Source organism: Serratia sp. BNK-23 (assembly GCF_047456145.1).
GTDB classification, from domain to species: Bacteria; Pseudomonadota; Gammaproteobacteria; order Enterobacterales; family Enterobacteriaceae; genus Serratia; species Serratia nematodiphila.
In genome coordinates this window covers 3,943,099-3,965,923 of sequence record NZ_CP179900.1, presented here as the reverse complement: position 1 = coordinate 3,965,923, position 22,825 = coordinate 3,943,099, and the positions used below count along the sequence as shown (strand labels likewise).

General features: G+C 61.0%; 16 protein-coding genes and 1 pseudogene. 10 read left to right on the top strand and 7 right to left on the bottom strand.

Translation table 11 applies throughout. The features are described from left to right. Positions 1-5 precede the first annotated feature (5 nt). Positions 6-3,257, bottom strand: coding sequence for an exonuclease subunit SbcC (sbcC, locus tag ACMGF9_RS18850; protein ID WP_414160367.1), 3,252 nt, complete (start codon positions 3,255-3,257; stop codon positions 6-8). After that, positions 3,254-4,485 (bottom strand): annotated as a pseudogene (sbcD, locus tag ACMGF9_RS18845) (exonuclease subunit SbcD). Before sbcD ends, sbcC begins: the two are co-directional and overlap by 4 nt. A 215-nt stretch (positions 4,486-4,700) precedes the next feature. On the opposite strand from sbcD, the gene phoB reads away from it, so the two are divergent. From phoB to proY, 5 genes are all read left to right on the top strand, one after another. Further along, positions 4,701-5,390 carry a phosphate response regulator transcription factor PhoB gene (phoB, locus tag ACMGF9_RS18840; RefSeq protein WP_004940438.1) on the top strand — a complete coding sequence of 230 codons (690 nt, stop codon included), beginning with the start codon at positions 4,701-4,703 and terminating at the stop codon, positions 5,388-5,390. A gap of 24 nt (positions 5,391-5,414) precedes the next feature. Further along, entirely contained in the window at positions 5,415-6,731 is a 1,317-nt protein-coding gene (phoR, locus tag ACMGF9_RS18835) for a phosphate regulon sensor histidine kinase PhoR (RefSeq protein WP_414160366.1), read from the top strand. A gap of 14 nt (positions 6,732-6,745) precedes the next feature. Next, positions 6,746-7,708 carry a PstS family phosphate ABC transporter substrate-binding protein gene (locus ACMGF9_RS18830; RefSeq protein WP_004940432.1) on the top strand — a complete coding sequence of 321 codons (963 nt, stop codon included), beginning with the start codon at positions 6,746-6,748 and terminating at the stop codon, positions 7,706-7,708. Positions 7,709-8,193: 485 nt separating this feature from the next. Continuing rightward, entirely contained in the window at positions 8,194-9,510 is a 1,317-nt protein-coding gene (gene brnQ, locus ACMGF9_RS18825; RefSeq protein WP_021504688.1) for a branched-chain amino acid transport system II carrier protein, read from the top strand. Between the two features lie 73 nt (positions 9,511-9,583). Then, the gene (gene proY / locus ACMGF9_RS18820; protein WP_004940425.1) at positions 9,584-10,990 is read left to right on the top strand and encodes a proline-specific permease ProY; all 1,407 of its coding nucleotides are present in this window, start codon (positions 9,584-9,586) and stop codon (positions 10,988-10,990) included. Positions 10,991-11,022: 32 nt separating this feature from the next. Here proY and ACMGF9_RS18815 read toward each other — a convergent pair whose 3' ends face one another. Further along, on the bottom strand, positions 11,023-11,286 hold the full coding sequence (locus tag ACMGF9_RS18815; protein ID WP_015376826.1) for a hypothetical protein: 264 nt from the start codon (positions 11,284-11,286) through the stop codon (positions 11,023-11,025). Between the two features lie 132 nt (positions 11,287-11,418). Then, entirely contained in the window at positions 11,419-12,675 is a 1,257-nt protein-coding gene (locus ACMGF9_RS18810) for a mechanosensitive ion channel family protein (RefSeq protein WP_118892394.1), read from the bottom strand. A 246-nt stretch (positions 12,676-12,921) separates the two neighbouring features. Here ACMGF9_RS18810 and malZ point away from each other — a divergent pair, with 246 nt between their 5' ends. Next, positions 12,922-14,745, top strand: coding sequence for a maltodextrin glucosidase (malZ, locus tag ACMGF9_RS18805; protein ID WP_414160365.1), 1,824 nt, complete (start codon positions 12,922-12,924; stop codon positions 14,743-14,745). Between the two features lie 53 nt (positions 14,746-14,798). On the opposite strand, the gene ggt is transcribed toward malZ, so the two are convergent. From ggt to ACMGF9_RS18790, 3 genes are all read right to left on the bottom strand, one after another. Beyond that, entirely contained in the window at positions 14,799-16,562 is a 1,764-nt protein-coding gene (gene ggt, locus ACMGF9_RS18800) for a gamma-glutamyltransferase (protein ID WP_414160364.1), read from the bottom strand. Positions 16,563-16,781: 219 nt separating this feature from the next. Continuing rightward, the gene (locus ACMGF9_RS18795) at positions 16,782-17,384 is read right to left on the bottom strand and encodes a peroxiredoxin C (RefSeq protein WP_004940403.1); all 603 of its coding nucleotides are present in this window, start codon (positions 17,382-17,384) and stop codon (positions 16,782-16,784) included. Between the two features lie 230 nt (positions 17,385-17,614). After that, positions 17,615-18,196 (bottom strand): ACP phosphodiesterase, encoded by a 582-nt coding sequence (locus tag ACMGF9_RS18790; protein WP_015376830.1) that lies wholly within the window; start codon positions 18,194-18,196, stop codon positions 17,615-17,617. Between the two features lie 120 nt (positions 18,197-18,316). Here ACMGF9_RS18790 and queA point away from each other — a divergent pair, with 120 nt between their 5' ends. From queA to secD, 4 genes are all read left to right on the top strand, one after another. Further along, positions 18,317-19,387 (top strand): tRNA preQ1(34) S-adenosylmethionine ribosyltransferase-isomerase QueA, encoded by a 1,071-nt coding sequence (queA, locus tag ACMGF9_RS18785; protein ID WP_004940394.1) that lies wholly within the window; start codon positions 18,317-18,319, stop codon positions 19,385-19,387. Between the two features lie 72 nt (positions 19,388-19,459). Then, complete coding sequence (gene tgt, locus ACMGF9_RS18780; RefSeq protein WP_016928877.1) at positions 19,460-20,584, top strand: tRNA guanosine(34) transglycosylase Tgt; 1,125 nt, start codon at positions 19,460-19,462, stop codon at positions 20,582-20,584. A 33-nt stretch (positions 20,585-20,617) separates the two neighbouring features. Next, the gene (yajC, locus tag ACMGF9_RS18775) at positions 20,618-20,950 is read left to right on the top strand and encodes a preprotein translocase subunit YajC (protein ID WP_004940391.1); all 333 of its coding nucleotides are present in this window, start codon (positions 20,618-20,620) and stop codon (positions 20,948-20,950) included. A 24-nt stretch (positions 20,951-20,974) separates the two neighbouring features. Further along, complete coding sequence (gene secD, locus ACMGF9_RS18770; protein ID WP_004940390.1) at positions 20,975-22,822, top strand: protein translocase subunit SecD; 1,848 nt, start codon at positions 20,975-20,977, stop codon at positions 22,820-22,822. The last annotated feature ends 3 nt before the right edge of the window (positions 22,823-22,825 follow it).

The window sequence follows — 22,825 nt, the reverse complement described above, 5'->3', positions numbered from 1 at the left end:
CGGGATCATTCCAGCCTGAAGTGCGCCTCCAGCCGGCTGACGCCGAGCCCGTTGACCTTTTTCACTTTGATCTGCACCGGAATGCGTTCTTTCATCGCCTCGACGTGGCTGATCACGCCGATGGTTTTGCCGGAGGCGTTCAGGCTGTCCAGCGCATCCAGCGCGGTATCGAGGGTTTCGGCGTCCAGCGTGCCGAAGCCTTCGTCGAGGAACAGCGAGTCGATGCTGGTTTTATGGCTGACCAGATCGGACAACGCCAGCGCCAACGCCAGGCTGACCAGGAAACTCTCGCCGCCGGACAGGGTGCGGGTATCGCGCAGCGCGTCCGCCTGCCAGGTGTCCACCACCTGCAGCTCCAGCGCGTCGCTGGTCTTGCGCTGCAGCAGGTAGCGCCCGTGCAGCCGGCCGAGCTGAAGGTTGGCCAGATACACCAGATGATCGAGCGTCAGCCCCTGAGCGAAGCGGCGGAACTTGTCGCCTTCTTTCGAGCCGATCAGTTGGTTGAGGTAGCTCCAGTCATCGTAGTCTTGCTGGCTGCGGGCGATCTGCTCGAATAGCGCCTGCTGATTGAGACGGCGTTCGGCGTCGCTTGCCAGCTGATTGCGCAGTTCGCCCTGACGCAGCTGCAACGTTTTCAACTGCTGCGCCAGCTCGGCCAGCGATTGGGTGAGCGCATCGAGATCCGCGTTGGCTTTATCCAGCCCTTCAGGGCGGTTCTGCCGGTGCTGCTCCAGCGTTTGCGTCGCCTGTGTCAGCAGGGCGGTGGCCTCTACCTGCCGCTGTTGCAACTGCTCTTTGCGCTGCTGCAATTCGCGGCGCAGGACATCGTCCAGCAGCGCGGCGGCGAAGGCGGTTTCATCGGCGAATTCGCTGTCGGCCAGCGCCTGCTGCCACTGCTGCTGCGCCTGCTGCAGCCGCTCCTGCATCTGGGTGTGTTGTTGTTGCAACCCGGCCTGCTGGCCGGCCAGGCGCTCGCGCAGTTCCTGCGCCTTTTGCCACTGCTCGGCGGCCTGCAAACTGACCTGTTCACAGGCGGTTTGTTTGGCGCGCAGCTGTTCGCGCACCTCGGCGACCTGCTGTTCGCCGAACAGCGTCAGCCGCTGCGCGCGTCGTTCGGCAAGGGTCTTCTCGCCTTCTTGCCAGCGTTGTTGCAGCTCTTGCTGCTGTTGCAGGCTGTCGGCGTGGGCTTTCTGCAGCAGCGTAAAGCGTTCTTCGAGCAACGCCAGCTGTTGCTGCGTCTGCTGCTGCTGCGTTTGCAGAGCGATGAGCGCATCCTTCGCCTGCTGTACCGCCTGCGCCGCCTGTTCATGCTGCTGCAGCGCCTGTTGCCCGCGCCGTTCTTCGTCGTCGCAGCAACTAAGCCAGGCGCTGAGTTGCTCGCCATCCGCCAGCGTAAAGTCGAACGCCAGCGGCGCGCTGAGCTGCCGCCACTGCTGCTGTTGGCCGGCCAGCTGTTGTTCATCCTGCGCGATGGTTTGCTGCTGACGCTGCAATTGCTGTTGCAGGTTGTCGTAACGGGCTCGCAGCTCGACGCCTTGTTTTTGCAATGCTTCGGTCTGGACTTTCATTTGCTCCAGACGTTGCGCGGTTTCTGACAGTTTTACCTCTTGGTATTGTTCTACCGCCGGGTGCTCGCATGAGCCGCACAGCGGGCAGGGGGCGCCGGGTTGCAAACGGGCGCGCTCGGCCTCCAGACCCACGATCCGTTGTTCCAGCGCATAGGTTTTTTCAACATCGGCCTGGTGGGCTTTCTGCTGCTTAAATCGCTGACGGATGAGTTCTAGCTGTGGTTCCAACTGGGTAAGTTCATGTTGACCGCTGTTTAGCTCTTGCCGCTGTTGTTCCAGCCGTTTAACGATTTGCTGCGATAAAGAAGCGAGAGTAAACAGCTGCTGGCGCGTCGGGCGCAGATCCGCCAGGACGCCCAGGCGCTGGCGCAGCGGGGCCAGCGGCGTTTGCGCCTCCAGCGCCTGCTGCTGTTGCTGTTGAACGGCCAGCGCTTCGGTCAGCGTGTTCAACTGCTGCTGATGCTGTGCGGCCTGCCTCGTCAGTTGGCTGCGCTGAGCGGTGAGCTGCTCCAGCGCGGTCTGCTGCTGGGCGAACTGCTGCGCGGCGGCATCGCCGGCCTGTCTACGTTCGGCCTGTGTCGACTGCAGTTGGGTTATTTGATGGTCGAGCGGGGCGACCTGCTCGTCGATCAGCTGTTGCTGTTGCCGCATGTGTTCGGCATGCGCTTGCTGCGCCTGGCGGGTTTTCTCCACCGCCTGCTGCAGCGGGGTCAACTGCGCCGACTGCTGTTCCTGCTGTTGCGTCAGCTGGGCTGCCTGCTGTTGTATCGTTTGCAGCTCGGCGCGGCAGCGATCGCGTTCACCGCGCAGCGGCCGCAATTTCTCGGCCGGCTCGCTGAGCGCCAGCCGCTGCAGCTGCGGGGCGGCCTCCGCCTGCTCGCGCTGGGCGGTGTCCAGCCGCAATTGCCCCTCGCTTTGCTGTTGCCGGAGGCGTTGCCATTGCTGCAGCCAGCTCAGCGCCTGTTGCTGCCGCTGGGTTTGTTCGCCGAGAGCGATTTCCTGCGCGCTCAGCGCCGCCAGCTGTTCGGTCAGAGACTGGCGCTGTTCGTCGTTCAGCAGTTCGATGCCGCTGGCGCGTTGATGCAACGCATCCAGATCGGTTTTGGCCTGCTTGTGCGACTCGAACACCTGTTCGGACAACCGCCCGTAGATTTCGGTGCCGGTCAGCTCTTCCAGCAGCTCGGCGCGATCGTTGGCGTCGGCGTTGAGGAAGGCGGCGAACTGCCCCTGGGACAGCATCATCGATTTGGTGAAGCGGCCAAAGTCCAGCCCGGTGATGGCGGCGGTAAGCTCCAGCTTGTCGCGCACCTTGTCCGCCAGGATCTTGCCGTCCTCGCGGCGCGCCAGTTCGACCTTCGGCGCCTGCAGATTGCCGTCCGGCGCGTTTTTGGCGCGGCGCTGGCTCCAGAAGGCGCGATAGCCGATGCCCTTGACCTCGAACTCGACCTCCGCCAGCGATTCGGCGGTGTGGCGGGTCATCAGTTCATTCTGGCTTGGCGTGACGTTGAGACGCGGCGTCTGGTGGTACAGCGCCAGGCAGATGGCGTCCAGCAGGGTGGTTTTGCCCGCGCCGGTCGGGCCGGTAATGGCGAACAGGCCGTTGCTGGCGAACGGCTCGGCGGTGAAGTCAATCTTCCATTCGCCCTGCAGCGAGTTGAGGTTTTTTAACCGCAGGCTGAGGATTTTCATGGGTTGCTCTCTTCAGGGTTGTGCTGCACCGCCTCGACCACCTGGCGGAACAGTTGGTGCATCCGCCGTTGGCGCGCTTCGGGCATGTCGGCCTCCTGCGCCAGGCGCCGTTCGAACACCTCGTTGACGCTCAGCTCGTTGAGCGTTTCCTTATCCTGCTGCGCGATCGCCTGGCGGCGCTGCTCTTTACTGCGCCGCAGCAGCACCACTTCCACCGGCAGCGCATCCGCCATCAGCTGGATGCGGCGCTGGATATCGCTGAGGTAGTCCTGCGTCGCCACTTCGATATCCAGCCACACCGGCAGCTCGCCGGCATAGTCGGCAAATTGCCGCAGCTGCCGTTCGATCTCGGCCAGATCGCCTTTGATCAGTTGCATGGGCTGAAACTGCGGGATCGTTAACGTTTCTACCCGCTGCAAAGCGCCGTCGGCGAAATCCACCAGGAAGACGCTTTTGGCTTTGCCCAGCTCATCGAAGCTCAGCGGGATCGGCGAGCCGCTATAGCGAATATGCTCCGATTTGGCGACGTTCTGCGCGCGGTGAATGTGGCCCAGCGCGATATAGTCGGCGGGGGGAAGGTCTGCGCCGGGAAGGCGTCGAGGGTGCCGATATAGATGTCGCGCACCGAGTCGGAGGTGGTAACGCCGACGGTGGTCAGGTGGCCGGTGGCGACGATCGGCAGTGGCAGGCCCAACTGGTCGCGGCGCTCGCAGGCCGCCTGATACAGCGCTTGATAATGTTCGGCGATGGCTTCCTGCAGCGCCTGCTGTTTCTGCGCGCCGGATTCGCCGGCGCGGCTGGTGAGCAGATCGCGCGGCCGCAGGAACGGGATGGCGCACAGCACCGCGCCCGGCTGGCCGTCGCGTTGGTTAAGCACCACGATCTGCTGTTCCGGGGCGCCCTGCGCGCTGGCGATCACCGTGGTGTTCAGGCAGGAGAGCAGCTCACGCGATTCGTTCAGCGTCGCCACCGAGTCGTGGTTGCCGCCCAGCACCACCAGCTGGCAGCCGGTGCGCTGCAGTTCCACCACGAAGCGGTTGTACAGCTCGCGGGCATAGCTGGGCGGTGAGCCGGTATCGAACAGATCCCCGGCGACGATCAGCGCATCCACCTGCTGCTGATCTACCTGTTCGATCAGCCAGTTCAGAAAAGCCTGGTGCTCGGCGGCGCGGCTTTTGGTGAAAAAGTACTGGCCAAGGTGCCAGTCAGAGGTGTGGATCAGGCGCATGACACTCCCGGATGTAAAGATAATGGCGATGATTATAAAGGCCGCGGCGGCGGCTGTCCCGGCGCAATGATGATGACAACCGGATGATTTTTCGTTACTGCGGGAAATAATCGCTATGCTTACTGCCTATAACAGCCGGTTTTTTTCATAAAAGTGTCACAAAACTGACGCATAATGGCGCCCGAAAAGTCGCTAACACATTGGCAGGATTGACGATGGCAAGACGCATACTGGTGGTGGAAGACGAAGCGCCGATCCGTGAGATGGTGTGCTTTGTGTTGGAACAGAATGGTTACCAACCGTTGGAAGCCGAAGATTATGACAGCGCCGTGACGCGTCTGTCTGAGCCGTTCCCTGATTTGGTGTTGCTTGACTGGATGTTGCCCGGCGGTTCCGGCATTCAGTTTATCAAACATATGAAGCGCGAAGCGCTGACCCGAGATATCCCGGTGATGATGCTGACCGCGCGCGGCGAAGAAGAAGACCGGGTGCGCGGCCTGGAAGTGGGGGCGGATGATTACATCACCAAGCCGTTCTCGCCCAAGGAGCTGGTGGCGCGCATCAAAGCGGTCATGCGCCGCATTTCGCCGATGGCGGTGGAAGAAGTGATTGAAATGCAAGGGCTAAGCCTGGATCCGTCCTCCCACCGCGTAATGGCGAACGATCAGGCGCTGGATATGGGGCCGACCGAGTTCAAGCTGCTGCACTTCTTTATGACCCACCCGGAGCGGGTTTATAGCCGCGAGCAGTTGCTTAATCACGTCTGGGGCACTAACGTTTATGTGGAAGACCGTACCGTTGACGTGCATATCCGTCGGCTCCGCAAGGCGTTAGAAACCAGTGGGCATGATAAAATGGTTCAAACCGTTCGGGGCACCGGCTACCGGTTCTCAACGCGCTACTGATCGCGCCGCGCTGGAGAATATGCCGTGTTAGAACGTCTGTCGTGGAAGAGGCTGGCTTTGGAGCTGGCTCTTTTCTGTCTGCCCGCCTTACTGCTGGGGCTGATTTTCGGTTATCTGCCCTGGTTCCTGCTGGCCTCTGCGCTGGCTGCGCTGGTGTGGAATTTCTACAACCAGCTCAAACTCTCCCATTGGCTGTGGATCGACCGCAGCATGACGCCGCCGCCCGGCCGCTGGAGCTGGGAGCCGCTGTTCTATGGCCTGTATCAGATGCAGCAGCGCAACCGCCGCCGCCGGCGCGAGCTGGCGCTGCTGATCAAGCGCTTTCGCAGCGGGGCCGAATCGCTGCCTGACGCGGTGGTGATGACCACCGTCGAAGGCAATATCTTCTGGTGCAACGGGCTGGCGCAGCATCTGCTCGGCTTTCGCTGGCCGGAAGACAACGGCCAGCACATCCTTAACCTGCTGCGTTATCCGGAATTCAGCCTCTATCTGCAACAGCAGGAGTTTTCGCGCCCGCTGACGCTGCAGCTGAACAACGAACACTACGTCGAATTCCGCGTGATGCCGTATTCCGAAGGGCAATTGCTGATGGTGGCGCGCGACGTCACCCAGATGCGTCAGTTGGAGGGCGCGCGGCGCAACTTCTTCGCCAACGTCAGCCATGAGCTGCGCACGCCGCTGACGGTGCTGCAGGGCTATCTGGAGATGATGGGCGACGAAGAGCAGGATGGCTCGCTGCGCAGCAAGGCGCTGAGCACCATGCAAGAGCAGACCCGCCGGATGGACGGGCTGGTCAAGCAGCTGCTGACGTTGTCGCGCATCGAGGCGGCGCCCAATGTCGACATGAACGAGCGGGTGGATATTCCGCTGATGCTGCGGGTGTTGCAGCGTGAGGCGCAATCGCTGAGCGGTGGCAATCACGAGATCACCTTCCGGGTGAACGAACAGCTCAACGTGTTCGGCAATGAAGACCAGTTGCGCAGCGCGGTGTCTAACCTGGTGTACAATGCGGTCAACCACACGCCGAAGGGCACCCATATCGAAGTCAGCTGGCAGCAGACGGCGCATGGCGCGCAGTTCCAGGTCAGCGACAACGGGCCTGGCATCGCCGCCGAGCACCTGCCGCGCCTGACCGAGCGTTTCTACCGCGTCGACAAGGCCCGCTCGCGCCAGACCGGCGGCAGCGGGCTGGGGCTGGCGATCGTCAAGCACGCGCTCAGCCATCACGACGCGCGGCTGGAGATCCTCAGCGAACCGGGGATCGGCACCCGCTTTATCTTTACCTTGCCCAATCGGTTGATTGTTCCCGCCGCTTTATCAGAGAATGCGGTGAAAAATTAACGCGAGACACCGGTATGACCCGAATCACCCGAGGGCTGTTGCTTTGCCTGGCGCTGCTGGCCGGACGCGGCGCGCTGGCGCAGCCTGACGGCATGTTGGCGGGCAACCTGTCCAGCGTCGGCTCCGACACGCTGGCGAATCTGATGGCGCTGTGGGCGCAGGATTTCAGCCAGCATTATCCCAACGTCAACCTGCAGATCCAGGCCGCCGGTTCGTCGACCGCGCCGACCGCGTTGGCGGCGGGCGCCGCGCAGCTGGGCCCGATGAGCCGGCCGATGAAGGCGGCCGAGGTTTCGGCGTTCGAACACCGTTACGGCTATGCGCCGCTGGCGGTGCCGGTAGCGGTGGATGCGCTGGTGGTGTTGGTGCATCAGGACAATCCGCTGCGCGGCCTCAACCTGCAGCAGCTCGACCGCATTTTCTCCGCCACCCGGCGCTGCGGCGAAAGCCAGCCGCTGACGCGCTGGGGCGAGCTGGGGCTGCGCGGCGACTGGGCGACGCGCTCGCTGCAACGCTTCGGCCGCAACTCGGCGTCCGGCACCTACGGCTATTTCAAACTGCGCGCGCTGTGCGGCGGCGATTTCATGCCGCGCGTCAATGAGCTGCCCGGTTCGGCCTCGGTAGTGCAGGCGGTGGCCGGTTCGCTCAACGGCATCGGCTACGCCAGCATCGGTTTTCGCGCCAGCGGCGTGCGGCTGCTGCCGCTGGCGGAGTCGGGAGAAGACTATGTCGCGCCTACCGCCGCCAACGTGCGCAACGATCGCTACCCGCTGTCGCGCTATCTGTATATCTATATCAATAAAGCCCCCCATCAACCGCTGGAGCCGCTGACCGCCGCGTTTCTCGATCGCGTGCTGTCGACACCAGGGCAAAGCCTGGTCAATCACGACGGCTATCTGCCACTGCCGCCGGCCGCCCTGCAGAAGACCCGCCAGGCGCTCGGGTTGCCACCGCTCGCGCCGGCCACGGTGCAATAAGCGACAAAAAGCGGCGTAATTTTCGCCTTTTTTCACGGCAAAACGGAGCTTATACCACGCGAAAATCGGGCATCTATTGGCGTTTTCGCGCGGTAAAGTGATATATGCTTCACGTTTCGTGAATTCGTTGTTCAAAAATGATACAAATCATGTAGTGTATATTTATTGATAGCCAATATGATCGACTGGTGGCTAAAGTTTATATGGTCGATAGCTCTGCTTTTCGCCGTGCGTCTTGCCTTGAAGCGCTATAAACGTTTACCTTAGCCTTCGTTGTCGGATTAAACCTCCATTTTTATAACTCCTAAAATTTTGCCCATCTTCATGAGCGGCCACTTTCGAATAGGGACATAAACGCCGGATCGACTGCGTTTAGGGTGCTTATTTGGCGCGGCGACGATCGGGCATGCCGGCAACCGGGTGGGGCGTTTCGCCACCACGCTATCGGACAATTTTTTTCATTTGAACAGGCAACACGACATCGTATGAGTCATCGTTTAACGTCAAAAGATATCCTGGCACTGGGCTTTATGACCTTTGCCTTATTCGTTGGGGCCGGGAACATCATCTTCCCGCCGATGGTCGGCTTGCAGTCCGGTGAACATGTATGGACTGCGGCGCTGGGCTTCCTGATCACCGCCGTGGGCCTGCCGGTCATCACCGTCATCGCGCTGGCGCGCGTCGGCGGCGGCATCGACGCCCTCAGTTCGCCGATCGGCCGCGGCGCCGGCCTGCTGCTGGCGACTGTCTGCTACCTGGCCGTCGGCCCGCTGTTCGCCACGCCGCGCACCGCCACCGTGTCCTTTGAGGTGGGCATCGCCCCGCTGACCGGCGACGGCGCCATGCCGCTGTTCATCTATAGCCTGGTGTATTTCGCGCTGGTGATCGGCATCTCTCTGTATCCGGGCCGCCTGCTCGATACCGTTGGCCATGTGTTGGCGCCGCTGAAGATCGTCGCACTGGCCGTACTGGGCATCGCCGCGCTGCTGTGGCCTGCCGGCGCGCCGATTCCGGCGACGACGGCTTATCAGAGCGTGCCTTTCTCCTCCGGCTTCGTTAACGGCTATCTGACCATGGATACGCTGGGCGCGCTGGTGTTCGGCATCGTTATCGTCAACGCGGCGCGCTCGCGCGGCGTGAAAGACGCCGGCCTGTTGACCCGTTACACCATTCTGGCCGGTTTGATCGCCGGCGTGGGCCTGACGCTGGTGTACCTGAGCCTGTTCAAGCTGGGTTCCGGCAGCGGCGCGCTGGTGCCTGACGCCACCAACGGCGCGGTGATCCTGCACGCTTACGTTCAGAACACCTTCGGCGGCCTGGGCAGCTTCTTCCTGGCGGCGCTGATCTTCATCGCCTGCATGGTGACCGCGGTAGGCCTGACCTGCGCCTGCGCCGAGTTCTTCGCGCAATACCTGCCGTTCTCTTACAAGACGCTGGTGTTTATCCTGGGACTGTTCTCGATGGTGGTGTCCAACCTCGGCCTGAGCCACCTGATCCAGATCTCCATTCCGGTGCTGACCGCGATTTACCCGCCGTGCATCGTGCTGGTGGTGCTGAGCTTCACCCTGCGTTGGTGGCACAGCGCGCCGCGTATCATCGCGCCGGTGATGCTTGTCAGCCTGTTGTTTGGTATCCTTGACGCGGTGAAAGCGTCCAGCTTCCAGCAGCTGCTGCCGGCCTGGACCACTCATCTGCCGCTGGCGGAGCAGGGGTTGGCATGGTTGCCGCCTTCGCTGCTGATGCTGGCGCTGGTCGCGATTTATGATCGGGTGTGCACGCGTTCCCAAGTGACCGCGCACTGATAATCCCCCGGCTTAATCCAGGGCCACGGACATGTCCGTGGCTTTTTTACGTTTAAAACTATGGGTCATCTTCATGCAACAACAGTCACCCACCACCGCCTCCGACAATAAGCTGAAACGCGGCCTCAGTACGCGCCATATTCGCTTTATGGCGCTGGGGTCGGCCATCGGCACCGGGTTGTTCTACGGCTCGGCGGACGCCATCAAAATGGCCGGCCCGAGCGTGCTGCTGGCTTACCTGATCGGCGGCATCGTGGCCTTCATCATCATGCGCGCACTGGGAGAGATGTCGGTCAATAACCCGCAGGCCAGCTCATTTTCCCGCTACGCGCAGGACTACCTCGGCCCGATGGCGGGTTACATCACCGGCTGGACTTACTGCTTTGAAATCCTGATTGTCGCCATCGCCGACGTGACCGCCTTCGGCATCTATATGGGCGTCTGGTTCCCGGAAGTGCCGCACTGGATCTGGGTGCTGAGCGTGGTGCTGATCATCGGCGCCATCAACCTGATGAGCGTCAAGGTGTTCGGCGAGCTGGAGTTCTGGTTCTCGTTCTTCAAGGTCGCCACCATCATCATCATGATCGCGGCCGGCATCGGCATCATCATCTGGGGTATCGGCAACGGCGGGCAACCGACCGGCATTCATAACCTGTGGTCGAACGGCGGCTTCTTCAGCAACGGCGTTATCGGCATGATCCTGTCGCTGCAGCTGGTGATGTTCGCTTACGGCGGCATTGAAATCATCGGCATCACCGCCGGCGAAGCCAAAGATCCGAAAAAATCGATTCCTAAAGCCATCAACTCGGTGCCGTGGCGCATTCTGGTGTTCTACGTCGGTACGCTGTTTGTCATCATGTCGATCTACCCGTGGAACCAGGTGGGCACCAACGGCAGCCCGTTCGTGCTGACCTTCCAGCATATGGGCATCACCGTGGCGGCAGGCATCCTCAACTTCGTGGTGATCACCGCTTCGCTGTCGGCGATCAACAGCGACGTGTTCGGCGTTGGCCGCATGCTGCATGGCATGGCCGAGCAGGGCCATGCGCCGAAGATGTTCAGCAAGGTGTCGAAACGCGGCATTCCCTGGGTGACGGTGGTGGTGATGATGCTGGCGCTGCTGCTGGCGGTGTACCTCAACTACATCATGCCGGAGAGCGTATTCCTGGTGATCGCCTCCCTGGCGACCTTCGCCACCGTGTGGGTGTGGATCATGATCCTGTTCTCCCAAATCGCCTTCCGCCGCAGCCTGAGCAAAGAGCAGGTGAAGCAGCTGGCGTTCCCGCTGCGCGGCGGGGTGTTCACCTCGGTGGTGGCGATCGTGTTCCTGGTATTCATCATCGGCCTGATCGGCTACTTCCCGACCACGCGCGTCTCGCTGTACGCCGGCCTGGTCTGGGTGGTGTTGCTGCTGGCGGGGTACTGGTTCAAGGTCAACCGCCAGAAAAAACGCGCGCTGTTGGCGACGCAGCAAGACTAAATGGAAAAACACCGGCTGAGGCCGGTGTTTTTTTAGGGTTTATCTTCCACTTCCTCATCCCCGGCGGCGCGCGCTTCGATGCGCATACCGCCGTCGTTCAGGCGTTCCTCCTCTTCCTCGCCGGCGCAGCGTGCCAGCACTTCGCGAATGTCCTGCAGATTGCTGCTAAGGGCGCTCAGCGAAGGTTGCAGATTGCGGGGCATGCGGCTTTCATCCAGCGATGCGCTGTGCAGGCAGCCGATAAACAGCAGCGTGGCCATCAGGGTGAACAGCCGATGACGTAACCGTTTAAGCAAGAGCTTTCCCTCTCGGTGGTGAAGGTGATGGCGCATTAACGCCGTTTTCACCGGGGAAAAGAAGGGGATGGAGATATCTGCTGGCAATTGAAAGCGAATAATTACCAGCAGACACAGTTACGTCAGCCGACGTCAGGAAGCGTTCGCGCTTTGTCGCAGCATGCCGCGCAGGTCGTTGCCGGTCGGCGTCTGATGCACGCGCAGGCCGAACTCGTCGATCACCGCCAGGATATGGTCGAAAATATCCGCCTGAATGCTTTCATACTCCGCCCAAACCGTGGTGTTGGTGAAGGCGTAGATTTCCAGCGGCAGGCCCTCCGGCGTCGGCGCCAGCTGGCGCACCATCAGCGTCATGTTCTGGTGAATACGCGGATGAGCGCGCAGGTAGGCTTCCAGATAGGCGCGCAGCGTGCCGAGGTTGGTGAGACGGCGGCCGTTGAGCGGCGAGGCCAGATCGACGGCGATCTCCTGGTTGTGCTGGCTCAGCTCCTGGGTTTTGTTATTCAGATAGCTGTGCAGCAGCGGGTTGCGCTGCAGGCGGCGCTGTTCCTCTTCCGACAGGAAGTGCACGCTGCTGGTGTCGATATTCAAGCTGCGCTTGATGCGGCGCCCGCCGGATTCCGACATCGAACGCCAGTTCTTGAATGAGTCGGAGATCAGCGCGTAGGTGGGGATGGTGGTGACGGTGTTGTCCCAGTTGCGCACTTTGACCGTGGTCAGGCCGATGTCGGTGACCGCGCCGTCGGCGCCGTATTTCGGCATTTCCAGCCAGTCGCCGATCTTGAGCATATCGTTGGCGGAGAGCTGAATGCCGGCCACCAGCCCGAGGATCGGATCCTTGAACACCAACATCAAGACCGCGGTCATGGCGCCCAGGCCGCTGAGCAGCAGCAGCGGCGATTTGCCCATCAGCAATGAGACGATCATGATGCCGATCAGGATCGCCGCCACCAGTTTCAGGCCCTGGAAAATGCCGCGCAGCGGCAGCTGATTGGAAATCGGGCTTTGGCGCAGCAGCGCCAGCAGCGTATCCAGCAGCGAGAACAGCGACAGCAGGGTAAAGGCGAGGATCCATACCTGCGCGGCGGTGACGATCACCGCCTGGGTCTGGCTGCCGCTCTGCAGCCACAGCGTCGCCTGGATGCTGATGATCACCCCTTGCAGCAGCAGCGCCACGCGCTGGAACAGTTTGTATTGGGTGATGGCCTGTTGCCAGACGCGCTGCGACTGCTGGCCACGGCGCTGAAGAGCAGCCAACACCACCCGGTGCAGCACCAGGTGGATCGCTACCGAGATCAGAACAATCAACCCCAATACCATCAACAGCGACATCACTCCGCCGAATTCCAAACCAAACTGTTCCAGCCAGCGCGTTATCTGTTGTTGCATTACCGCTCCTTAAAAAATGCGCAAAAAATATCCTGTAAACTTAAAACGCGTTAGCCTAAGGGGTAACGTGCAGGATTTGTACCTGTTTACCTTTTTTTACATCAAGTTAGCGTTATTTTTCGGTCTCCGCCCCCCGGCTCATCCCCGGGTTTTGCGGCCAGAGAGGAGGGGGAGTTGCACTTAACGTGGCATTGTTCGTTTCTTGAAGAACGCCGTCGATTTCGTTTGGTACAGCAGGAGAACAGTATGCTTAACGCCTGGCATCAACCGGTCCCGCCTTTTGTTGTGAAGCAAGGGCAACGTTTGGATATCACGCTGTGGTTACAAGGGGATGAACTGCCGGAACGGGTGTTTTTGCGCGCCGAACCGGACAATGAAGAGTGGCTGCTGGTGATGAAAGCGCAGCGCCACGAGGGGATGCGGCGCTACCAGGCCAGCCTGACGCTGAATGAGGGCGAGCCGACGCGGCGATACTGCTTCAAGCTGCTGTGGGCCGATCGCCAACAGTGGTTCGGCCCGCAGGGGTGGTCGCCAACGCCGCCGGGCCAGCTGGCGCAGTTCGCCATCGACGATCCTGACAATGGCCCCGAGTGGGTGGCGGATCAGCTGTTCTACCAGATTTTCCCCGATCGCTTCGCCAGCAGCGGCGGCGAGCACGGCATCCAGAGCGGCAGCTATCGCCATCATGCGGCCGGCGCCGAGGTAATTCGGCGCGACTGGCAGCACCCGTTGGAGGATCGCCACGCCGCCTCGACCTTTTACGGCGGCGATCTGGACGGCATCAGCGGCAAACTGCCGTACCTGCAGCAACTGGGCGTGACGGCGTTGTACCTGAACCCGATTTTTACCGCGCCGAGCGTGCATAAGTACGATACCGAGGATTATTACCAGGTCGATCCGCACTTCGGCGGCAACGCGGCGCTGCAGCGTTTGCGAGTAAGCACTCACAAGGTGGGCATGAAACTGGTGCTGGACGGGGTATTCAACCACACCGGCGATTCGCACCCGTGGTTTGACCGCCATCGTCAGGGCGAAAACGGCGCCTGTCACCACCCCGATTCGCCGTATCGCGGCTGGTTCAACTTCTACCCGGACGGCCGCGCGCTCGACTGGAAGGGCAACGCCAGCCTGCCGAAGCTCAACTTCGCCGAGCCGCAGGTGGCGGAAGCGATTTATCAGGGCGAAGGCAGCGTGGTGCGTCACTGGCTGCGCCCGCCGTACAGCATCGACGGCTGGCGGCTGGACGTGGTGCATATGCTGGGGGAGAACGGCGGCGCCACCGGCAATCTGCGCCACCTGGCGGGCATCTATCAGGCGGTGAAGCAGGAGAATCCGCAGGCCTATGTCTTGGGCGAGCACTTCGGCGACGCGCGCCGCTGGCTGCACGCCGGCGTGGAGGATGCGGCGATGAACTACATGGGATTCGCGCTGCCGGTGCGGGCGTTTTTAGCGGGGCTGGACGTGGCCTACCACCCGGTGCGGCTGGACGCCGCCGGGTGCGCGCAGTGGATGGACGGCTACCGCGCCGGGCTGCCGCACAGCCGCCAGCTGATCCAGTTCAATCAGCTGGACAGCCACGATACCGCGCGTTTCCTCACGCTGTTGCAGGGGAACGCGGCGCGCATGCAGATGGCGGCGGTGTGGCTGCTGAGCTGGATCGGTGTGCCTTGCCTCTATTATGGCGATGAGATTGGGTTGGACGGCGGCAACGATCCGTTCTGCCGCAAGCCGTTCCCGTGGGACGTCGGCGACTGGGACCGGCCGCTGCTGGCGCTGTTCCAGCGCATGGCGACGCTGCGTAAACAGAGCCTGGCCTTGCGCCGCGGCGGCTGTCAGGTGCTGTACGCCAGCGGCGAAACGCTGGTGTTCGTGCGTCTGTATCAGCAGGAGCAGGTGTTGGTGGCGCTGCAGCGCGACGGCAGCGGCCAGGCGCAGCTGCCGCATAACCCGCTGTTGGCGCGTGGCCCGTGGCGGCGTGTGGAAGGGCGGGGAGAGTTGAGCGAAACGGCGGGCGGGTTGCGCCTGCAGTTGGCGGAAGAGTCGGCCACCGTATGGCGCTGCGAGGGCTAAAGGGAGTGCGGGGGCAGAAACGCCCCCGCGATTAAGGTGAGTGGGTATTTACATCAGTAACCGACCGCGGAGCCTGCCGGACGGCGCACGTCGTTGGCGCCGTACAGGTAGCCTTCACGCACTTTACCGGAAACTGCCGAATCGTTGCCGGAGTTGGCCGGGCTGACGCCCGCCGCGCCCGGTAAACCGACCAGAATCAGTTCGGCGGCGCCCCACGGCGTTTGCTCGACCATCTTATAACCCATGCCGCTCAGCAGCTTCAGCGTATCGGCGGAAACGCCGCGCTGTTCGTAGTACACCTCATCCGGCAGCCATTGGTGATGGATGCGCGGCGCGTCCACCGCTTCCTGTGGCGCCATGCCGTGGTCGATCACGTTTAACGCGGTCTGCAGGGTGATGGTGATAATGCGCGAACCGCCCGGCGAGCCCAGCACCATAAAGATCTTGTTGTCCTTGGTCACCAGCGTCGGGCTCATTGACGATAGTGGGCGCTTACCGGGGGCAATGCTGTTGGCGGTGCCCTGCACCAGCCCGTACAGGTTTTTCTCGCCCACTTTGACCGTAAAATCGTCCATCTCGTCGTTGAGGAAGAAGCCGGTGCCCGGTGCGATCACCACGGCGCCGAAGCGGCCGTTGACGGTATAGGTGGTGGAGACCGCGTTGCCGTCGTGATCGACGATCGAATAGTGGGTGGTTTCCGGCTTCTCATGCGGTTCCATGCCGGGCTGCACGTTTTCCGACGGCGTGGCCTTGTCCGCGACGATTTTCTTGCGGATCTGCTCGGCGTAGCTCTTGCTCACCAGCCGGTCGAGCGGGTTCTTGATGAATTCCGGGTCGCCGAGGTAGGTGTTGCGGTCCATGTAGGCATGGCGCATCGCCTCGGTCATGGTATGAATGGCCGCCGCCGAGTTGAAGCCCATGCTTTTCAGGTCATAGCCTTCCACCACGTTGAGGATTTCGCACAGCGTCACGCCGCCGGAGCTGGGAGGCGGCGCCGACACGAACTTGTAGCCGCGATAGCTGCAGGTGATCGGTGGGGTTTCGGTGACTTTATAGTTGGCGAAGTCGGCCGCCGTCAAAATGCCGCCGCCCTGTTTGGCCGCCGCCTCTACCGCCTGCGGGATCTTGCCTTTGTAGAAGGCGTCGGTTCCCCCTTTGGCGATGGCTTCCAGCGTATTGGCCAGATCGGTTTGCACCAGTTTGTCCCCCGGCTGCAGCGGGCTGCCGTCCGGGCGCAGGAAGATTTTGGCCGACTCGGGATCCTGTTTGAAACGTGCAACGGTGGTGTCGAGAATATCGGTATCGGCGCGGGTCAGCACAAAGCCTTCGCGCGCCAGCTTGATCGCCGGCGCCAGCACCTGTTCGCGGCTCAGTTTGCCGTACTTCTCGCGCGCGGTTTCCATTCCCAGCACGGTGCCCGGCACGCCCGCCGCCAGATAGCCGTACAGGCTGGCATCTTTCTTCACCTTGCCGTCGGCATCCAGATACATGTTGGCGCTGGCCGCCGCCGGCGCGGTTTCGCGGAAGTTGATGAAGGTGTCGGTGCCGTCCGCCAGGTGGACGGTCATAAAGCCGCCGCCGCCGATGTTGCCGCAGCAGGGGTTAACCACCGCCTGCGCATAGCCGACCGCCACGGCGGCGTCGATGGCGTTGCCGCCCATTTTCAGGATATCCACGCCGACCTGCGAGGCCAGATGCTGCGAGGTGACCACCATGCCGTTTTGGGCTTCCACCGCCGGGTTGGATGCCGCATACAGGCTGCCGCTGACCAGCAGCGCCGCCATGGTCAGGGGTTTGCTCCATTTCTGTAAAAACATAGTTATTCCTACCCTGTCAGTTTTTTATTGTGTTGTGTTCGCTTGCAAAGCGCGAGCCAGCGTTATTGATAGTAGCCGCAGATGGGCGTACGCGCGGTGAACAGGGTGGGAAATGTGAGCGGAAACAGGGAAATAAAGCACTGAAGGCGGGCATATTGCCCTAAAAAGGGGCACAAAAAAACCGGCCCGTGGGCCGGTTGATTCACTATCAGGCTGAAATTACAGCTTGGCAGCGTTTTCAGACAGGTATTTTGCTACGCCGTCTGGGGAAGCGCCCATACCTGCTTTGCCTTTTTCCCACTGAGCCGGGCACACTTCACCGTGCTCTTCGTGGAATTGCAGCGCGTCAACGGTACGGATCATTTCGTCGATGTTACGGCCGATTGGCAGGTCGTTAACCACCTGAGCACGCACGATGCCGTCTTTGTCGATCAGGAAGGAGCCGCGCAGCGCAACGCCGGCTTCCGGGTGTTCGATGCCGTAAGCTTTCTGGATTTCACGCTTAACGTCAGCAACCATTGCGTATTTCACTTCACCGATGCCGCCTTTGTCGACAGGGGTTTTACGCCATGCGTTGTGAACGAATTCTGAGTCGAAGGAAACGCCAACCACTTCAACGCCACGCTTCTGGAACTCTTCATAGCGGTGATCGAAAGCGATCAGCTCGGAAGGGCATACGAAGGTGAAGTCCATTGGCCAGAAGAACAGCACGGCTGGTTTGCCGTTCAGGTGCTTCTTCAGGTTGAAGTTTTCAACGATTTCGCCGCTACCCAGTACGGCAGCTGCAGTGAAGTCAGGGGCTTGACGAGTTACCAGGACCATAATTACTCCTGTAATAGGTGTTAAAGGGTGGATGTAAAAAACAAGGGCCAGTATAGGGGCCGTGACTTGGTGAATAAAGGGTAAAAGACCAATCGATGAGATAGCTTTCACCTATCAAAGTCGTTGATATAATTTATCGAGCTTTAAAAATAACCTTTTCCCACAAAAGGGCAAGCGGCAAAACGTAAATTCTTGCAAGGCGCTGCAATTTCAAACGCTTGGGCTTGACCTCAGAGCGTTTTTTCCTTCGCCTGCCGCATCATTTGCGGATAAAACTGCCAGAATTGTGTTTCAAGCTGATGATAATGTTGTTCGACGTCGGCGAACGAGCCGGCCAGCGCCTCAAGACGCGGGCGGCGGCTGGCCATGCCCTGCAGCACCCGGGCGATGAACGGCAATTCGGCGTAGCGTTCCAGCCAGCGCTCCGGCCACAGATAGCCGTTCAGGTTCTGAAAACGCGGCGGCGTGAGCGGCAGGTAAGGTTCGATCTGGCTGCGGGCTTCCTGGGTGAACTGGTGCAGATCGCGCGAGGGCTCCAGCTGCTGCCAGTGGCGCGCCAGAAAATGGTCCCACACCACGTCGAGGGTAATTGGCGCCACGCGGCGGTAGGGGGCGCTGAAATAGTCGCGGCAGGCTTTCACCTGCGGCAGGCTGTCGGTCAACACGTCGACGCGGCGGTGCATCATGATGCCGGCCACCACATCGGGCTGGTAGTCGGCGGCGGGATTGCCGCGCACGAAGTCGGCCAGCAGGTTGCCCAGCAGCGAGCTGTCCGCCAGCATGGCCAGGTGAAGATGAGCGAGAAAATTCATCCCTCAACTATACCTGAAGTCAGGCAAATCCTCCTTATTTCTTGCCGCTGACCGCCCCCGGCTTTAGACTAGGCCGCCTGTTTTTTACCAACCAGTCCTAAATTGAAGAAGTGAATACCCATGCGCGTCGCTGATTTTTCGTTTGAACTTCCCGAATCCCTGATTGCCCATTATCCCCAGGCCGAGCGCAGCGCATGCCGCCTGCTGCAGCTGGACGGGCCGAGCGGGGCGCTGACGCATGGCGTATTCACCGATCTGCTGGACAAGCTGGAGGCCGGCGATCTGCTGGTGTTCAACAATACCCGCGTGATCCCGGCGCGCATGTTCGGCCGCAAGGTCAGCGGCGGCAAGATTGAAGTGCTGGTGGAGCGCGTGCTGGACGACCATCGCGTGCTGGCGCACGTGCGCGCGTCGAAAGCGCCCAAGCCGGGCGCCGAGCTGCTGCTGGGGGATGACGAGAGCATCGCCGCCACCATGGTGGCGCGCCACGAGACGCTGTTCGAGCTGCGCTTCAACGACGAGCGCGACGTGTTCACTATCCTCAACGCCGCCGGCCATATGCCGCTGCCGCCGTATATCGCTCGCCCGGATGAAGACGCCGACCGCGAGCTGTATCAGACGGTTTATAGCGAGAAGCCGGGCGCGGTCGCCGCGCCGACCGCCGGCCTGCACTTCGACGAACCGCTGCTGGCGGCGCTGCGCGCCAAGGGCGTGGAAATGGCGTTCGTGACGCTGCACGTCGGTGCCGGCACCTTCCAGCCGGTGCGCGTGGAAACCATCGAAGATCACGTGATGCACGCCGAATACGCCGAGGTGCCGCAGGAGGTCGTGGATGCGGTGCTGGCCTGCAAAGCGCGCGGCAAGCGCGTGGTGGCTGTGGGTACCACCTCGGTGCGTTCGCTGGAAAGCGCCGCGGCGGCCAGCAAAGAGGCGCTGATTGCGCCGTTCTTCGGCGACACCAGCATCTTTATCTATCCGGGCTATCACTACCAGGTGATCGACGCGCTGGTGACCAACTTCCACCTGCCGGAGTCCACCCTGATCATGCTGGTGTCGGCCTTCGCCGGCTATAAAAATACCATGAACGCCTATCAGCAGGCGGTGGCCGAGCAGTATCGCTTTTTCAGCTACGGCGATGCGATGTTCATCAGCCGTAATCCGCAGGCGGAAAACGAGTCCGTCGGCGGTTAATTTCCCGGGCTGCGCGCACGGCGCGGCCCCGTTTCAACGACATCAGACTGTTTCTCTGATGCTGGAGGCTTTGTGAAGTACGAACTACAAACTACCGATGGCCGCGCACGCCGCGGCCGCCTGATTTTCGACCGCGGCGTAGTGGAAACTCCGGCCTTTATGCCGGTCGGTACCTACGGCACGGTCAAGGGCATGACGCCGGAAGAAGTGAAAGAAACCGGCGCGCAGATCCTGCTGGGCAACACCTTCCACCTGTGGCTGCGCCCTGGCCAGGAGATCATGAAGCTGCACGGCGATCTGCACGATTTCATGCAGTGGCCGGGCCCGATCCTCACCGACTCCGGCGGTTTCCAGGTGTTCAGCCTGGGGGCGATGCGCAAGATCAAAGAGGAAGGCGTGTACTTCCGCAACCCGATCAACGGCGACAAGGTGTTCCTGAGCCCGGAAAAATCGATGGAGATCCAGTATGACCTGGGTTCCGACATCGTGATGATCTTCGATGAATGCACGCCGTACCCGGCGGACTGGGACTACGCCAAGCGCTCGATGGAAATGTCGCTGCGTTGGGCGCAGCGCAGCCGCCAGCGTTTCGACGAGCTGGAAAATAAAAATGCGCTGTTTGGCATCATTCAGGGCGGCGTTTACGAAGATTTACGTGATGTTTCCGTCAAAGGGCTGGTGGATATCGGCTTTGACGGGTACGCTGTGGGCGGCTTGGCTGTAGGCGAGCCGAAAGAGGATATGCATCGCATTCTTGAACACGTTTGCCCGCAAATTCCGGAAGATAAGCCACGCTATTTGATGGGCGTCGGCAAGCCGGAAGATTTGGTGGAAGGCGTGCGCCGTGGCATCGACATGTTCGATTGCGTCATGCCGACCCGCAACGCCCGCAACGGCCATTTGTTCGTGACTGACGGTGTGGTAAAAATCCGTAATGCCAAGCACAAGGATGATACTTCTCCGCTGGATAAGGACTGTGATTGCTACACTTGTCGCCATTACAGCCGCGCCTACTTGCACCATCTCGACCGTTGCAACGAAATATTGGGTGCTCGACTGAACACGATTCATAACCTGCGTCACTACCAGCGCCTGATGGCGGGTTTACGCCAGGCTATTGAAGAGGGTAAATTAGAGCAGTTTGTTGCGGATTTCTATGGTCGGATCGGCAAGCCGATTCCGCCTTTAAACGCTTGATCTAATAATTGATAACTTAATGAGGGAATTTCAATGAGCTTTTTCATTTCTGACGCCGTCGCATCCGCAGGGGCTCCGGCTCAGGGAAGCCCGTACTCTCTGATCATTATGCTGGTGGTGTTCGGCCTGATCTTCTACTTCATGATCCTGCGCCCACAGCAGAAACGCGCGAAAGATCACAAGAAGCTGATGGACTCCATCGGTAAAGGCGACGAAGTGCTGACCACCGGCGGCCTGATCGGTCGCGTGACCAAAGTGGCCGACACCGGCATCATCGCCATCGCGCTGAACGACACCACGGAAGTGATGATCAAGCGTGACTTCGTGGCGGCCGTTCTGCCGAAAGGTACCATGAAGGCCCTGTAATCTTTTTTCCCGAAGGGAATTGCCGTGCTAAACCGTTATCCTTTGTGGAAGTATCTGATGTTGATCGTCGTGATCCTCGTCGGTCTGCTTTATGCGCTTCCCAACATCTACGGTGAGGATCCGGCCGTACAAATCACTGGCGCGCGCGGCGTCGCCGCCAGTGAAACTACGCTGGACCAGGTCCGTACCGTATTAGAAAAAGACAACATCGCGAGCAAGTCGATTGCGCTGGAAAATGGCGCCATCCTGGCTCGCTTTAAAGATCCTGACGTTCAGCTGCGCGCCCGCGAAGCGCTGGTGACCGAGCTGGGTGACAAATTCGTCGTGGCGCTGAACCTGGCGCCGGCCACGCCGACCTGGCTGGCCATGCTGGGCGCAGAGCCGATGAAACTCGGCCTGGACCTGCGCGGCGGCGTGCACTTCCTGATGGAAGTGGACATGGACACCGCGTTGAGCAAGCTGCAGGAACAGACCATGGATACCCTGCGCAGCGAGTTGCGTGAGAAGGGCATTCCTTACGCGTCTATCCGCAAGCTGGACAACAACGGCGTGGAAGTTCGCTTCCGCGACGATGCGGCCCGTGACCAGGCCATCAGCTACATCGGCCCGCGTCAGCGCGATCTGGTGCTGTCCGCCAACGGCGCCAACACCATGAAAGCCAACCTGACGGACGCCCGTCTGAGCGAAGCGCGCGAATACGCCGTACAGCAGAACATCACTATCCTGCGTAACCGCGTCAACCAGCTCGGCGTCGCCGAACCGCTGGTGCAGCGCCAGGGCGCCGACCGCATCGTGGTTGAGCTGCCGGGCATTCAGGACACCGCGCGCGCCAAAGAAATTCTGGGCGCCACCGCGACCCTGGAGTTCCGTCTGGTGAACACCAATGCGGATGCCACTGCGGCGGCCAACGGCCGCGTGCCGGGCGACTCCGAGGTGAAATACACCCGTGACGGCCAGCCGATCGTGCTGTACAAGCGCGTGATCCTGACCGGTGACCACATCACCGACTCCACTTCGAGCACCGACGAATACAACCAGCCGCAGGTTAACATCTCGCTGGACAGCGCCGGCGGCACGTCGATGTCCAACTTCACCAAGGACAACATCGGCAAGCCGATGGCGACCCTGTTCGTGGAGTATAAGGACAGCGGCAAGAAAGACGCCAACGGCCGTGCGGTGCTGGTGAAACAGGAAGAAGTGATCAACGTGGCGAACATTCAGTCGCGTCTGGGCAACAGCTTCCGCATCACCGGCATCGGCAACCCGAACGAAGCGCGTCAGCTTTCGCTGCTGCTGCGTGCGGGTGCGCTGATCGCGCCGATTCAGATCGTCGAAGAGCGCACCATCGGTCCAACCCTGGGTCAGCAGAACATCACCCAAGGTCTGGAAGCCTGTCTGTGGGGCCTGGTGGCGTCCATCGTCTTCATGGTGGTCTGGTACCGTAAGTTCGGCGTGATCGCCACCACGGCGCTGGTCGCCAACCTGGTGCTGATCGTCGGCGTGATGTCCCTGTTGCCGGGGGCGACGCTGACCATGCCGGGCATTGCCGGGATCGTGTTGACGCTGGCGGTGGCGGTCGACGCCAACGTACTGATTAACGAACGTATCAAGGAGGAGCTGAAGAACGGCCGGTCCGTTCAGCAGGCGATCCATGAGGGCTATAAAGGCGCGTTCTCCAGTATCGTCGACGCCAACATCACCACCCTGATCACCGCGGTCATCCTGTACGCAGTGGGCACCGGTTCGATCAAAGGCTTTGCGATCACCACCGCTATCGGTGTGGCGACGTCCATGTTCACCGCGATTGTCGGTACCCGTGCCATCGTCAACCTGCTTTACGGCGGCAAACGCATTAACAAGCTGTCTATCTGAGGA